Annotated in this window: 13 protein-coding genes; 8 read left to right on the top strand and 5 right to left on the bottom strand. The window is 55.6% G+C overall.

Translation table 11 applies throughout. The features are described 5' to 3' along the window. Positions 1-105 precede the first annotated feature (105 nt). The 3 genes from rfbB to rfbA are packed head-to-tail and all read left to right on the top strand — an operon-like array spanning position 106 to position 2,965. Positions 106-1,167: a dTDP-glucose 4,6-dehydratase gene (gene rfbB / locus E6C51_RS06620; protein ID WP_190235400.1), complete on the top strand. Its 1,062-nt coding sequence runs from the start codon at positions 106-108 to the stop codon at positions 1,165-1,167. Next, a complete protein-coding gene (gene rfbD / locus E6C51_RS06615) occupies positions 1,164-2,066 on the top strand; it encodes a dTDP-4-dehydrorhamnose reductase (RefSeq protein ID WP_190235399.1) in 903 nt (300 codons plus the stop codon). Before rfbB ends, rfbD begins: the two co-directional genes overlap by 4 nt. A 23-nt stretch (positions 2,067-2,089) precedes the next feature. Further along, positions 2,090-2,965 carry a glucose-1-phosphate thymidylyltransferase RfbA gene (gene rfbA, locus E6C51_RS06610; protein WP_146928514.1) on the top strand — a complete coding sequence of 292 codons (876 nt, stop codon included), beginning with the start codon at positions 2,090-2,092 and terminating at the stop codon, positions 2,963-2,965. 167 nt (positions 2,966-3,132) lie between these two features. On the opposite strand, the gene E6C51_RS06605 is transcribed toward rfbA, so the two are convergent. Beyond that, complete coding sequence (locus tag E6C51_RS06605) at positions 3,133-4,440, bottom strand: UDP-glucose dehydrogenase family protein (RefSeq protein WP_275893027.1); 1,308 nt, start codon at positions 4,438-4,440, stop codon at positions 3,133-3,135. 375 nt (positions 4,441-4,815) lie between these two features. Between E6C51_RS06605 and radA the strand changes: the two genes are divergently transcribed. From radA to E6C51_RS06585, 4 genes are all read left to right on the top strand, one after another. After that, positions 4,816-6,216 (top strand): DNA repair protein RadA, encoded by a 1,401-nt coding sequence (gene radA / locus E6C51_RS06600; protein ID WP_190235398.1) that lies wholly within the window; start codon positions 4,816-4,818, stop codon positions 6,214-6,216. A gap of 131 nt (positions 6,217-6,347) precedes the next feature. Beyond that, positions 6,348-6,917, top strand: coding sequence for a CvpA family protein (locus tag E6C51_RS06595; RefSeq protein ID WP_146928522.1), 570 nt, complete (start codon positions 6,348-6,350; stop codon positions 6,915-6,917). A 161-nt stretch (positions 6,918-7,078) separates the two neighbouring features. Beyond that, on the top strand, positions 7,079-8,569 hold the full coding sequence (gene purF, locus E6C51_RS06590) for an amidophosphoribosyltransferase (protein WP_190235397.1): 1,491 nt from the start codon (positions 7,079-7,081) through the stop codon (positions 8,567-8,569). Between the two features lie 21 nt (positions 8,570-8,590). Continuing rightward, positions 8,591-9,331: an SDR family NAD(P)-dependent oxidoreductase gene (locus E6C51_RS06585; protein ID WP_190235396.1), complete on the top strand. Its 741-nt coding sequence runs from the start codon at positions 8,591-8,593 to the stop codon at positions 9,329-9,331. A 23-nt stretch (positions 9,332-9,354) separates the two neighbouring features. Here E6C51_RS06585 and alr read toward each other — a convergent pair whose 3' ends face one another. Continuing rightward, positions 9,355-10,518 (bottom strand): alanine racemase, encoded by a 1,164-nt coding sequence (alr, locus tag E6C51_RS06580; protein ID WP_190235395.1) that lies wholly within the window; start codon positions 10,516-10,518, stop codon positions 9,355-9,357. Between the two features lie 196 nt (positions 10,519-10,714). On the opposite strand from alr, the gene E6C51_RS06575 reads away from it, so the two are divergent. Further along, positions 10,715-11,575, top strand: a complete 861-nt coding sequence (locus E6C51_RS06575) for an AraC family transcriptional regulator (protein WP_190235394.1) — start codon at positions 10,715-10,717, stop codon at positions 11,573-11,575. Positions 11,576-11,596: 21 nt separating this feature from the next. Here E6C51_RS06575 and E6C51_RS06570 read toward each other — a convergent pair whose 3' ends face one another. The 3 genes from E6C51_RS06570 to E6C51_RS06560 form a co-directional block, all read right to left on the bottom strand. Beyond that, complete coding sequence (locus tag E6C51_RS06570) at positions 11,597-12,256, bottom strand: amino acid ABC transporter permease (RefSeq protein ID WP_190235393.1); 660 nt, start codon at positions 12,254-12,256, stop codon at positions 11,597-11,599. Further along, a complete protein-coding gene (locus tag E6C51_RS06565) occupies positions 12,253-12,924 on the bottom strand; it encodes an amino acid ABC transporter permease (RefSeq protein ID WP_190235392.1) in 672 nt (223 codons plus the stop codon). Before E6C51_RS06565 ends, E6C51_RS06570 begins: the two co-directional genes overlap by 4 nt. Positions 12,925-13,084: 160 nt before the next feature. Then, complete coding sequence (locus tag E6C51_RS06560) at positions 13,085-13,870, bottom strand: transporter substrate-binding domain-containing protein (RefSeq protein ID WP_190235391.1); 786 nt, start codon at positions 13,868-13,870, stop codon at positions 13,085-13,087. Between the last annotated feature and the right edge of the window lie 82 nt (positions 13,871-13,952).

The raw sequence follows: 13,952 nt of genomic DNA, 5'->3' as shown, positions 1-13,952 counted from the left end.
CGGCTTCGTCATACGTGGAATTTGCTGCCTCTACTTCTCATTCATTCCTGTTTCAGGAATGAGAGAGTAGATGCCGGGCAACATGGTTTTAGAGGGTGAGTGAAAATGCGGGTTCTTGTTACCGGTGGCGCAGGGTTTATTGGATCGGCCGTTGTGCGCCATCTGGTTGTCGATAAGGGTTACGATGTTCTCAATGTCGATAAGCTGACTTATGCCGGCACCTTGACCTCTGTGAATATGCTCGAAGGCAATCCGCTCTATCGGTTTTTGAAGGCCGATATTTGCGACGGGCAGGCGATTTCTGAAGCCTTTTCGAACTTCAAGCCCGATCGCGTCATGCATCTGGCCGCAGAAAGCCATGTTGACCGCTCCATCACCGGCGCAAAGGATTTTGTTGAGACCAACGTGCTTGGCTCGTTCACCATGCTGGAATGTGCCCGTGCCTATTGGCAGGCGCTGGACGGCGAGGCCAAGGCGCGCTTTCGGTTTTTGCATGTGTCGACCGATGAAGTTTATGGATCGCTGGGCGACGACGGCCTGTTCACCGAGACCACACCTTACGATCCAAGCTCGCCTTATTCAGCCTCCAAGGCGGCGTCCGACCATTTGGCCAAGGCGTGGGAGCGCACCTACGGCATGCCGATTGTTGTTTCCAACTGTTCGAACAATTACGGCCCGTTCCATTTCCCTGAAAAGCTGATTCCATTGATGATTATCAATGCGCTGGAAGGCAAGCCTTTGCCGGTCTATGGCAATGGCGTCAATATTCGCGACTGGCTTTATGTGGAAGACCACGCCCGTGCACTGGACATTATTGCCGAGCGTGGCCGGATTGGCGAAACCTATAATGTCGGCGGACGCAACGAGCGCCGCAACATTGATGTGGTCAAGCGCGTTTGCCAGTTGATGGATGAATTGCACCCCGCTGGCCGCCCGCATGAAAACCTGATCCAATATGTGACCGACCGTCCGGGTCATGATGCGCGTTACGCCATCGATGCCACCAAGCTGGAAACGGAGCTTGGCTGGAAGGCTTTGGAAAATTTTGACACCGGCATTGAGAAGACCGTCAAGTGGTATCTCGAAAACGAATGGTGGTGGGCACCGTTGCGCAAAGGCTATGACGGCACGCGGCTTGGCCTTTTGAAGGCAGGTGCCAGCAAATGAGCGATGTGAAGCGCTACGTGGTCACCGGCGTTGCCGGGCAGGTTGTTCAGTCTCTGGTTGAGCAGGCAAAGGCTGACGCCGCTGTTGAGATCATCCCGCTTGGTCGCCCCGCGCTGGATCTGGGCCAACCGCAAACCATTGAGAGCGCTCTTCGTGCCGCAAAGCCAGATCTGATTGTTTCTGCCGCTGCCTATACAGCGGTGGATCAGGCCGAGAGCGATGAAGCGGCGGCTTTTGCCGTCAACGCTGATGGACCCGCCGAACTTGCGCGGGTTGCGAAGGCGCTCGGTGTGCCACTCATCCACATTTCCACCGATTACGTGTTCGATGGCAGCAAAACGGGCCCGTATAACGAGAGCGATCCGGTTGCGCCGCTTGGAGTCTATGGCCGCAGCAAGCTTGCCGGTGAGCAGCAGGTGGCGGCAAACACCAGCGATTATGCCATTTTGCGCACTGCTTGGGTCTATAGCCCCTATGGCAAGAATTTTTTGCGCACCATGCTGCGTCTGGCCGAAACCCGCGATGAGCTGAATGTTGTCGATGATCAGATTGGCAATCCGACCTCCGCGCTGGATATTGCCGATGCTGTTCTCGCGGTTGGTCGCAATTTGTTGGCGTCAAACGATGCAGCCCTGCGCGGTGTGTTTCATCTCAGTGGCACCGGTGAGGGGAGCTGGGCAGATTTTGCCACGGAAATTTTCCGTCTTTCAAAGTTGCAAGGCGGCGTTCATGCTTTGGTTGGCCGCATTCCCTCAAGCGCCTATCCCACGCCTGCGCGCCGCCCGGCAAATTCCAGATTGGATTGCAGCAAATTGGCAAAGATTCATGGTGTCACGCTTCCTGATTGGCGGTTGTCCACCAAGCATGTTGTGAAACAACTTTTGGCCGAGAGCCAGTGATTTAAATAACGAGGAGTCTGTCAATGAAGGGCATTATTCTGGCAGGGGGCAGCGGCACGCGGTTGCATCCCATGACGCTGGTCACCTCCAAGCAGCTGATGCCAGTTTACGATAAGCCGATGATTTATTATCCGCTGTCGACGCTGATGCTGGCCGGGATCCGGGATATTCTGATCATTTCCACCCCCAATGATCTGCCGAATTTCCAGAGGCTTCTGGGAGATGGCTCGAACTGGGGCATTTCGTTGAGCTATGCCGAGCAGCCGTCACCGGACGGTTTGGCTCAAGCCTATATTATCGGTGCCGACTTCATTGGCTCCAGCCCATCCTGTCTGATCCTTGGCGACAACATCTTTTATGGTCATGGCATCAATGACCTCTTTAAGGGAGCGATAGCGCGCCAACAAGGTGCGACGGTGTTCGCATACCATGTCAATGATCCGCAGCGGTATGGCGTTGTAGCTTTCGACGAAAACAGCAAAGCGACCTCCATTGAGGAAAAGCCGGAAAATCCAAAATCCAACTGGGCCGTGACCGGTCTGTATTTCTACGATCATCAGGTGGTTGATATTGCTGCCAATATGAAGCCCTCGGCCCGTGGCGAGCTGGAAATCACCGACGTGAACAAGGTCTATCTTGAGCGCGGCCAGTTGCATGTCGAAAAAATGGGCCGCGGTTATGCCTGGCTCGACACCGGAACCCCCGATAGTCTTTTGGAAGCGGGTGAGTTTGTGGCAACGCTTGAGCGTCGCCAGGGCTTCAAGATTTCCTGTCCTGAGGAAATCGCGTTCCGGCTTGGCTTCATCGATGCCAATCAACTGGAAGTGCTGGGCCGTCGCTATGGAAAAAGCGATTACGGCAAATATCTGCTGAGGCAATTGGCAGAGATTGGACAGTAATACCAAGGCTCGAAGATGCGAGAGCATCCTCACCTTGAAGATATTGAAAATATCTCAAATGCATCAGACGCTTGAGATATTTGCAAAAGGAATACCAAGAGTCATTTTCAATGACTCTTGGTATAAGTTTAAGAATTTGGCCCGCCTTGAAGGCGGGCCATTTTGTATCAGCGTTGTTCGCGGCCCAAAGAGACATAGTGCGTGAAGCCGCTGCGTTTGGCTTCATTGGCGTTGAGCATGTTGCGCAAATCCACCAGAACAGGTGAGGCCATGACAGATGCGATTGCCTTGAAATCATAGGCCTTGAAAATCATCCAATCGGTCAAGATCACCAGAATATCGGCGTCCTGCGCTGCATCTTTTGGCGATGTCACCATGGTCACGCCCGGCAGGAGCGATGCGGCTTCATGGGGGTGAGACGGATCATAAGCCACAACTTGCGCACCCATGGCCTGAAGGGCGGGCAGCACAACGAGGCTTGTGCCCTCGCGCATGTCATCGGTCTGGCCTTTGAAGGTGACACCCAGAACCGCGATCTTTTTGTTCTTCACGTCACCGCCAGCAGCACCGACAATCTTGCTGACCATATCCATTTTGCGCGTGTTGTTGGCTTCCACAGCGGACGACACGACCAGCGAGCGAACGCCTGCATCTGATGCGGTGGCAATCAGAGCGCGGGTGTCTTTTGGAAAGCATGAGCCGCCCCAGCCCGGACCGGTGTTGAGAAAGCCCTGGCCAATGCGCTTGTCAAAGCCGAGGCCGCGCGCAACATCGTCAACATTGGCGCCCACGGCTTCGCAGAGATTGGCAATCTCATCGATAAAGCTGATTTTGACCGCCAGAAAAGCATTGGCGGCATATTTGATCAGTTCTGCGGTTTGAATGCCGGTTTTGAACAGTGGCACTTTTCCATGCATCAAAAGGGGAGCGTAGATCCGCTCCATCATTTCGGCGGCGTCGGCATCTTCCACGCCGACCACCACGCGGTCTGGCTCCAGAAAATCCTTGATGGCCGCACCTTCGCGCAAAAATTCCGGATTGGAGGCAACCGCGATCCGCGCATCGGGCGACACATTTTGCTGGGCGATGTCAAACACCCGGCTGTTGGTGCCAACCGGCACGGTCGACTTGGTGACAATCACGGTGAAGCCAGTGGTTGCCTGGGCAATTTCGGCCGCTGCCGCATAAACATATTTCAAATCGGCGCGGCCGGTGCCGTTTTCCGTGGGGGTGCCGACGGCGATAAAAATCGCGTCACGATCTTTGACGCTTGCGGTCACATCCGTACTGAATGAAATGCGTCCGGCTTGCACATTGCGTTGCACCAGCTCGTCAAGGCCGGGTTCATAGATCGGCATTTTGCCCTGGCGCAGCATGGCAATCTTGCTTTCGTCCTTGTCGACGCAAATCACCTCATGACCCAATTCAGCAAAGCATGCACCGCTGACCAGGCCAACATAGCCGGTCCCTACCATTGTCACGCGAACTCTCATTGCTTACGCCGCTTTCTTAGTTTCATGAGACGAAGTGCATTTCGAACCGGGTAAAGCGCTTCAACACGCTAAACGATTGCCATGCATCGTCAGACTGCCTTCAGATTTCTGTGCTCTTAACGTAAGGGGTATCCTAAGTCACCTATTGCAGCTCTTTTCAACGCCAAGATCACAGGGCCTGTAAAAATCTGGGGGAAATCCAAGAAATCGAGGATCAAGACGTGGGTGAGCGCTTTCCGCGCGCACAAGACTGCGCGGCGGGGCTTGCATCTGGTGGCTGTTTCTTCTAACTGAGAGAGCGTATTCACTTTTTGTTCCGTTTTTGCCGGTTCACGATTCTGGAGGATTGTAGCGCCCATGGCCAAGGCCAAAACCCAGTTTATCTGCCAGAATTGCGGCACGGTCCACACCCGCTGGGTTGGCAAATGCGATGGCTGTGGCGAGTGGAACACCATTGTTGAAGAAGACCCGATGGGTGGCATTGGCGCAGGCCCCGGAAAGACACCCAAAAAGGGCCGCCCGGTAACGCTGACATCTCTGTCTGGCGAAATCGAAGAAGCGCCGCGCATTCCGACTGGCTTATCGGAGCTGGATCGCGCCACCGGCGGTGGTTTTGTGCGTGGCTCGGCTGTGTTGATTGGTGGCGATCCGGGTATCGGTAAATCGACCTTGCTGATGCAGGCGGCGGCAGCCTTGGCGCGCAAAGGACACCGAATTGTCTATGTATCGGGTGAAGAGGCGGTGGCGCAGGTGCGTCTTCGCGCTCAAAGGCTTGATGCAGCCGACACCGATGTGCTTTTGGCGGCAGAAACCAATGTGGAAGATATTCTGGCAACGATTTCCGAGGGCAAGCGCCCCGATCTGGTGATTATTGATTCGATTCAGACGCTGTGGAGCGATACCGCCGATTCGGCACCCGGTACCGTGACGCAGGTGCGCACTGGTGTGCAGGCCATGATCCGCTTTGCCAAACAGACCGGTGCCACCATGGTGCTGGTTGGCCATGTGACCAAGGAAGGGCAAATTGCCGGTCCGCGCGTGGTCGAGCATATGGTAGACGCTGTGCTGTATTTTGAAGGTGATCGCGGCCATCATTATCGTATCCTGCGCACGGTAAAAAACCGTTTTGGCCCCACAGACGAAATCGGTGTGTTCGAGATGTCGGATCGCGGTTTGCGTGAAGTGGCCAACCCTTCCGAGTTGTTTTTGGGCGAGCGCAACGAGAAAGCGCCGGGTGCCGCCGTGTTTGCGGGCATGGAGGGCACACGCCCCGTGCTTGTCGAAGTGCAGGCGCTGGTGGCTGCCACCGCGCTTGGCACGCCGCGCCGCGCCGTGGTCGGTTGGGATTCCAGCCGTCTTGCCATGATTCTTGCGGTGCTGGAGGCCCATTGCGGCGTGCGGCTTGGCCAGCATGATGTTTATCTCAATGTCGCCGGTGGCTATAAGATCAATGAACCTGCGGCAGATATGGCCATTGCGTCGGCGCTGGTATCGTCGCTGGCGGGTGTCGCCTTGCCTGCCGATTGTGTCTATTTTGGCGAAATCAGCCTCTCTGGTGCCGTGCGTCCGGTGTCGCACACGGGACAGCGCCTTAAAGAGGCCGAAAAGCTGGGCTTTTCTTCAGCCGTTCTGCCAGCTTCGTCTGTCGATTTGCCCAAAAAGGGTGGCCGATGGAGCGAAATTGACAGCCTGACCGATCTGGTAGCCCGGATTGCGGGGGCAAAGCTGAAGTCTCGTCAACAACAGGATGATGATTGATCCTTTCGCTTCGTGAAATCGTGGTGTAAGGAGAGGCCATGTGAGAGAACAAGGCCAGAGATGGCGCAAAACTTGACTGGTGCCTGCTCGGCAAAGCCGCTTTGCAGGTTTAGGTTCTGGAGTTGAACTGAATGCCCATTACGATTTTCGACGGTATTGTCATCGGTGTTACGCTTTTCTCGGCGGTGCTTGCGATGATCCGCGGTTTTTCACGCGAAATTCTGTCGATTGCCAGTTGGGTGGGTGCGCTTGCCGCAGCCTACTATCTTTATCCCTTCGTTCTTCCCTATGCGCAAAGCCACACCGGCGATCAGCGCATTGCCATTGCCGCCTCGGCCGGTGGTATCTTCCTCATCGCCTTGATTGTGATTTCGGTGATTACGTCGCGCATCGCCGATTTCATTATTGATAGCCGGGTTGGCGCTTTGGATCGCACGCTTGGCTTTTTGTTTGGCGCAGCGCGCGGTATTCTTTTGCTCGTGGTGGCCGTGGCGTTTTGGAACTGGTTGTTTGATGCCAATCAGCGGCCGGAATGGGTCAATAACGCCAAGTCCAAGCCGTTTTTGGATGCGCTGGTGGTCAAGCTTGAAGCTGCCTTGCCAAAGGATATTGAGCCGCAGTTGCGGGCGCGCATTCTGGGCAAGGAGCAGCCAGCCCCTGCCGATGGTCAGGCCCCTGCAGAAGATGCGACTGGCAATTGATGGTCCCCCTGCTTGGGTGCTGATCGCTTGTGCAAGAAAGAATGTTAGGCATTCATAAACACTGTATGGAAGTTTATCGCAGGCCTTCTTATATGGGGCGAAGACTGTGATAATTCAGAATTTGTTCTTCCCCGCCCTGTATCGAGCAAAGGCTTGTTGCAATGACACAGACCAATTCCTCAACCTTCCTTGAAGATCTGGATGGCGACACGCTGCATGAAGAATGCGGTGTGTTTGGCATTTTGGGTCATCCCGATGCAGCAACGCTCACAGCTCTCGGGCTGCATGCGCTTCAGCATCGCGGTCAGGAGGCAGCAGGCATTGTCTCCTTTGACGGCAAACAGTTCCACACCGAAAAGCATATGGGGCTGGTGGGCGACCACTACACCAACCCGGTGACGCTGGCGAAATTGCCAGGCTCGGCCTCGATTGGCCATACCCGCTATTCCACCACCGGCGAAGTGGCGCTACGCAATGTGCAGCCACTGTTTGCCGAGTTGGAAGAGGGCGGCATTGCCATTGCCCATAACGGCAATTTCACCAATGGCTTGACGCTTCGCCGCCAGATCATTGCCACCGGCGCGATCTGTCAGTCCACCTCGGATACCGAAGTGGTGCTGCATCTGATTGCCCGTTCGCGCCATAGCTCGACAGCAGATCGTTTCATCGATGCCATCCGGCAGATGGAAGGCGGCTATTCCATGCTGGCCATGACCCGCACCAAGCTGATTGCGGCGCGAGACCCAATTGGTATTCGTCCGCTGGTGATGGGTGAGCTGGATGGCAAGCCGATTTTCTGCTCGGAGACCTGTGCGCTGGATATCATTGGCGCGAAATATATCCGCGACGTGGAAAATGGCGAAGTAATCATCTGCGAAATCCAGCCCGATGGCTCGATCACGGTGGATTCTCGCCGTCCCGCGCGTCCGCAGCCAGAGCGTCCCTGCCTGTTTGAATATGTCTATTTTGCCCGCCCTGACTCGGTGGTCAGCGGCCGCAACGTCTATCAGACCCGCAAGAACATGGGTGCCAATCTGGCGCTTGAAGCCCCTTGTGAAGGTGATGTGGTGGTGCCGGTGCCCGATGGCGGAACACCTGCTGCTCTGGGCTATGCGCAGGCCAGCGGCATTCCGTTTGAATATGGCATTATCCGCAACCATTATGTTGGCCGCACCTTTATTGAGCCAACCCAGCAGATCCGCGCTTTCGGCGTCAAGCTCAAGCATTCCGCCAACCGGGCGATGATTGAGGGCAAGCGCGTCATTCTGGTGGATGATTCGATTGTGCGCGGCACAACATCGTTGAAAATCGTGCAGATGATCCGTGATGCTGGGGCCAAGGAAGTGCATATCCGTGTGGCCAGCCCGATGATTTATCATCCTGATTTCTACGGCATTGATACGCCGGATGCTGAAAAGCTGTTGGCCAATCAATATGCCGGTGCCGAGGCCATGGCGAAATATATTGGCGCTGACTCCCTCGCTTTTCTCTCCATTGATGGTCTCTATCGTGCCGTGGGTGGCGAGCCACGCAATCCTGAAAACCCACAATTTACCGACCATTACTTCACCGGCGATTATCCCACCCGGTTGTTGGACAAGGAAGGCGAAAAAGCCGGACGGAAAGTCTCGGTTTTGGCCAGCCACGGCTGAATAGATCGGGGGGGAGCAGGCATGACAGTAGATCTTAAGGGCCGCATTGCGCTGGTCACAGGCGCGTCGCGCGGGATTGGCTATTTTACGGCTTTGGAACTCGCCAAAGCCGGGGCGCATGTCATTGCCTGCGCCCGCACGGTGGGCGGTCTTGAAGACCTCGACGATGCCATCAAATCCATAGGTGGCAGCGCCACGCTGGTGCCGTTTGATCTCGCGGACATGGCAGCCATCGATGCGCTGGGTGGCTCTATTTTTGAGCGCTGGGGCAAGCTGGATATTCTGGTGGCCAATGCTGGCGTGCTGGGCACAATCTCGCCGGTGGGTCATGTGGAAGCCAAGGTGTTTGACAAGGTCATGACCATCAATGTCACGGCAACGTGGCGGCTGATCCGCTCGATTGATCCGCTGATTACCAAATCCGATCAGGGCAGGGCGTTGATTCTGTCATCGGGCGCTGCCCATAAGTGCAAACCCTTCTGGGGGCCGTATTCAGCCTCCAAGGCCGCGGTTGAGGCTTTGGCGCGCACATGGGCGGCAGAATCTGCACGGCTGCCGCTGCGCATTCTCTCGGTTGATCCGGGAGCGACTCGCACCGCCATGCGCGCCCAAGCCATGCCGGGAGAAGATCCCGACACATTACCGCATCCGTCCACTGTTGCGCAGTTGCTCATGCCATTGCTTGGCCCCGATCAGACCGAGACAGGCAAGCTGTTTGTGGTCCGCGAAAACCGCATCAAAGATTATGTGAATCCGGCATAAAAAGGGGAGAGATTTCTCCCCCCTCATTCTGCTTCCAGATAGTGGCGCTCATAGCGCAGTCCGAGGCTTGTGAGCATCTCATAGCCAATGGTGCCAGCATTGCGTGCCACATCGTCAATCGGCATATTTGGTCCGAAAACCTCGATATAATCACCTGCCGACACGGCTTTTTCCGGCACGTCTGTCACATCAAAAATCGTCATATCCATTGTCACGCGGCCCACCACTGGCACTTTATGTCCTGCGATAAAGCCGGATGCACCCGAAAGCCCGGTGTTGCGCAAGGCCACGCCATGGCCGGAGAGATTGCGCAAATAACCATCGGCATACCCCACAGACGCTATGGCAAGGCGGCTATCGCGGTTGAGTGTACATGCCGCACCATAGCTCACGGTTTCGCCCGCTTTGGCATTGCGGACCTGAATGATTCGGGCTTCTGCCTTGACGACGGGCTTCATGGGATTGGCAACACCATTGACGGCCTCTGCGCCGTAGAGGCTAATACCCGGCCGGGTGAGGTCAAAGTGATAATCGGAGTCTAAGAAGGTTCCAGCCGAGGCCGACAAGCTGGCCTCAATGCCCTCAAAGGCTGCGCGAATGGTGCGAAAGGCCTCAAGCTGTTTCTGGTTCATTGGCGATGCCGGATCATCGGCGCAAGCCAGATGGCTGAGAAGCAGCACAGGCGAAAAGCTGGCCGGACGCGAGACATCGGATGCCAGATAAAGCGCGTCTTCCATGGAAAGACCCAGCCGATTAAAGCCAGTATCCACATGCATCGCGCAAGGGTGATCGCCATGTTCGGCTACGGTGCGCATCCAGAAGGCCAGTTGCTCCTCGGAAGCGATCACCGGCACCAGATCATTGTCGAAGAAAATGTCTTCCATGCCTTCCCAAAGACCCGAGAGCACAAAAATCCGCGCATCCGGCGCATAAATGCGCAGTGTTTCTCCTTCTGGGGGCACGGCGACGAAAAAATCACGCGCACCGGCATTGTAAAGCGTCTGGCCTGCGTCTTCGATACCAAGACCATAAGCATCAGCCTTCACGACAGCACCTGCGCGCGCCTTGCCCGATTGGCGGCTCATGAAGCGCCAGTTATCAGCCAAAGCCTGAAGATCAATGGTTGCCCTGAGCGGCGCATTCAAAAACGAATCAGAGGGCGGAATTTCAAATGGAGATTTGGGCATGGAAACGCTTTATGGCTGGAAAACTTTGAGATCAGCCTACTGCATAATTCCTTAAATCGGAATCGATTTGAGGAGAAAATTATGCAGCAGCTTAAAAGTGTTACAGCGTCCTTTGTGAGCCATATTTGGCGCACAAAGGACGCTGTAGCACTTTTCTTCAAGACTGAAACGGGCAGAGGCTGCTATTGTCTTTGCCATGCACACTGTTTGTCTGGATCGTACCCCGCTGCTTGCCGTTTTACCTCCCCCACAGGAGGCGACAGAGTTTTGGCGCGACCCGCGCTTTGGTGGCATGGAATGCATGAGCGCCACCTTTATCACCCATCGGTTTTCCCCCCATGCTCACGAGCATTTCGGCCTTGGCGCGATGGAAACCGGGCTAAAATTGGCCACTATTCGCGGTGCCAAGCGTGTGTGCGGGCCGGGTGATCTTTATTTGATCAACCCGGATGAGGTTCATGATGGCAGCCCGGTGGGTGGTGTCTATCGCTACCGGATGATTTATCCATCTGTCGCCATGGTGCAGGAGTTGCTGGAAGAATTTTCAGATCGCTCCCAGTGCGGCATGCCCTTTTTTCCCGAACAGATTGTGCACGATCCCGCCTTGGCCCATGCTTTCAACCATGCCCATCGCCTGATGGAAAACAGGGCGGGTGCCTTGGAGGAAGAGGAGGGCATGATGGGCGTTCTCGCGGCAATTTTTGCCCGCCATAGCCAGTTGCGACCTTTGGTGACCAAAATCGCTCAGGATGCGGCGGTGACGCGGGCGCGGGATTACCTCCACGCTCATTTTGCTGATGATGTGGGGCTTGCGCAGCTGGCCGCTGAGGTCGGCACCAGCCGCGCCCATCTCATCCGCAGTTTTCGCGCAGCCTTCCATATCACGCCGCACGCCTATCTGACATCGTTGCGGATCAGAGCGGCGCAAAAGCAATTGAGTGAGGGGATGTCGCCCATCGACGTTGCTTTTGCCTGTGGCTTTGCCGATCAGGCCCATTTCACCCGCAATTTCAAAGCCCGCACGGGCATGACGCCCGCGCAGTTTCGGCGCGGATAGGGCCTGTTCAATGGCCAATGGTCAGTGGCCAACGGGGGCCGCAGAAAACTTCCGCTCCAGATATTTGGAATAGCGCGACAGCGGAAAGCAGATGACAAAATAGATCAGGGCCACCAGACCATAGACCGTGAACGGCTGGAAGGTGGCGTTGGTGACAATGCCGCCAGCTTTGGACAGCTCGACAAAGCCGATAATAGAGGTCAGCGCCGTGCCCTTGACCACCTGCACCGAAAAGCCCGCCGTGGGGGCAATCGCAATGCGCAGAGCCTGCGGCAGGATAATCAGCCGCATTTGCTGCATATAGCTCAGCGCCAGGCTTTTGCCCGCTTCCCACTGGCCTTTCGGCACAGCCTCAACGCAACCGCGCCAGATCTCGGCCAGAAAGGCCGCCGTCCAGCAGGTGAGGGCAACGCCAGCCGCGAGCCATGCTGGCACATCAATGCCAAACAGGCCAAGGCCGAAAAAGGCAATGAACAATTGCATCAGCAACGGCGTGCCTTGAAAAAACTCAATAAAACCGCGCGCGAAAATGCGGGCGGTGCGAGCCACTGAGATGCGAAGAAACAGCAATAGCAAGCCCACCACACCGCCACCAACAAAGGACACCACGGAGAGCACCAGAGTCCAGCGGGTGGCAAGCAGCAGATTGCGCAAAATATCCCAAAGGGTGAACTGGATCATCGTGTTGCCCCTTGTGGAAAGATGTGGCGACCAATCATCGCCAGAATTTGCCGAAGCAAAATGGCGAGGAGAAGATAGACGGCAGTGGATACCATATAGGCTTCAAAGGCGCGGAAGGTGCGCGATTGAATGAAATTGGCGGCAAAGGTCAAATCTTGCGCGGCAATTTGCGACACCACAGCCGAGCCAAGCATGACAATGACCACCTGCGACGACAATGCTGGCCATATGCGCTGCAAGGCCGGAATGAGAATGATCAGGCGAAAGGTTTGCAAGGGGCGAAGCGCCAGCGCTTTGCCCGCTTCAAACTGACCTTTGGGGGTTGCCTCTATGCCAGCGCGGATGATTTCGCACGAATAAGCGCCAAGGTTGATGATCATCGCCAGATTGGCGGCTTCCATTTCCGTCAGCTTCAATCCGGTGGCGGGCAGGCCGAAAAAGATGAAGAACAACTGGATAATGAACGGCGTATTGCGGATCAGCTCCACATAGATGGCAACCGGCGGCTTGATCCACTTTGGCCCAAGGGCGCGCGCCCACGCACAGACGATGCCAAGTGCAATGCCGACAATGCCGCCAATCAACGTGAGTTCGATCGTGACACCAATGCCTTTGAGGATGATGGGGTAATATTCAGCAATCCAGCTGAAGTTGAATATGTAATGCATGACCTATCCCGCATCGGGCTGGGTTTTCACCCGTGAACATGCTGCGATTTTGATGGGAAACCGGCAGCATAAAAGCCCCGGCAGGCAGGCGGCTTGGAGAGCGATGTCTGCCGGGAAAGGTGGTTGGCTCAGGATCTTACCGATCTGAAACCCTGTTTGTTCAGAGATCCGCAGGCACAGGCGCGCCCAGCCATTTCTCGGAGATTTTATTCAAGGAGCCATCCTTGCGGGCTTCTGCAATGATGGCGTTGACCTTTGCCAGAAGAGCAGGCTCATTCTTGTTGAGGCCGATGTAGCAAGGCGAGTTCTTAATCAGGAACTTTGGCTCAGGCCGCTTTGGCGGGTTTTTGGCAAGAATGGCTGCTGCCACAACATTGCCGGTTGCCACGGCTTCGACCTGACCGGAGAGAAAGGCCGAAATCGTGCCGTTGTTATCTTCATAGCGCTTGATGGTGGCGTCTGCCGGGGCGATCTTGGTGAGTTCAAGATCCTCAATGGCACCGCGGGTAACGCCTACAGTCTTGCCAGCCAGGTCTGCTGCGGTTTTGATGGCAATGTCAGCCGGGGCAAAAACGCCATTGTAGAATGGAGCATAGGCATCGGAAAAGTCGATGACTTGTTCGCGGTCCGGATTTTTGCCAAGGCTGGAAATGACCAGATCAACCTTATTGGTTTGCAGATAAGGAATGCGGTTGGCACTGGCCACGGGCACCAGCTCTACCTTCACCTTCAATTTGTCGGCAATCAGCTTGGCGGTGTCGATGTCATAGCCCAGAGGCTGCATATCGGTGCCAACGCTGCCAAAGGGCGGAAAATCCTGAGGAACAGCAACGCGTAGCGTGCCGCGCGCGGTAATATCGCTCAAAGCATCGGCGTGAGCAGGAACAGAAGCCACAAGCGAGGCGACAGAAAGGCCAATGGCGGCCAGCAAGGTTCTACGGTGCATTTCAAACTCCAGTTAGATTTGCCCCTTAAAATGCAAGTGCCGTGCCAATGAAAAAAAAGGCCGCAAAACAATGCGACCTTTT

The organism is Gillisella terrae (assembly GCF_004801395.1).
Lineage (GTDB): Bacteria > Pseudomonadota > Alphaproteobacteria > Rhizobiales > Rhizobiaceae > Allorhizobium > Allorhizobium terrae.
Note: the sequence above shows the minus strand (reverse complement) of the source record. Positions and strands in the feature narration are given on the sequence as shown.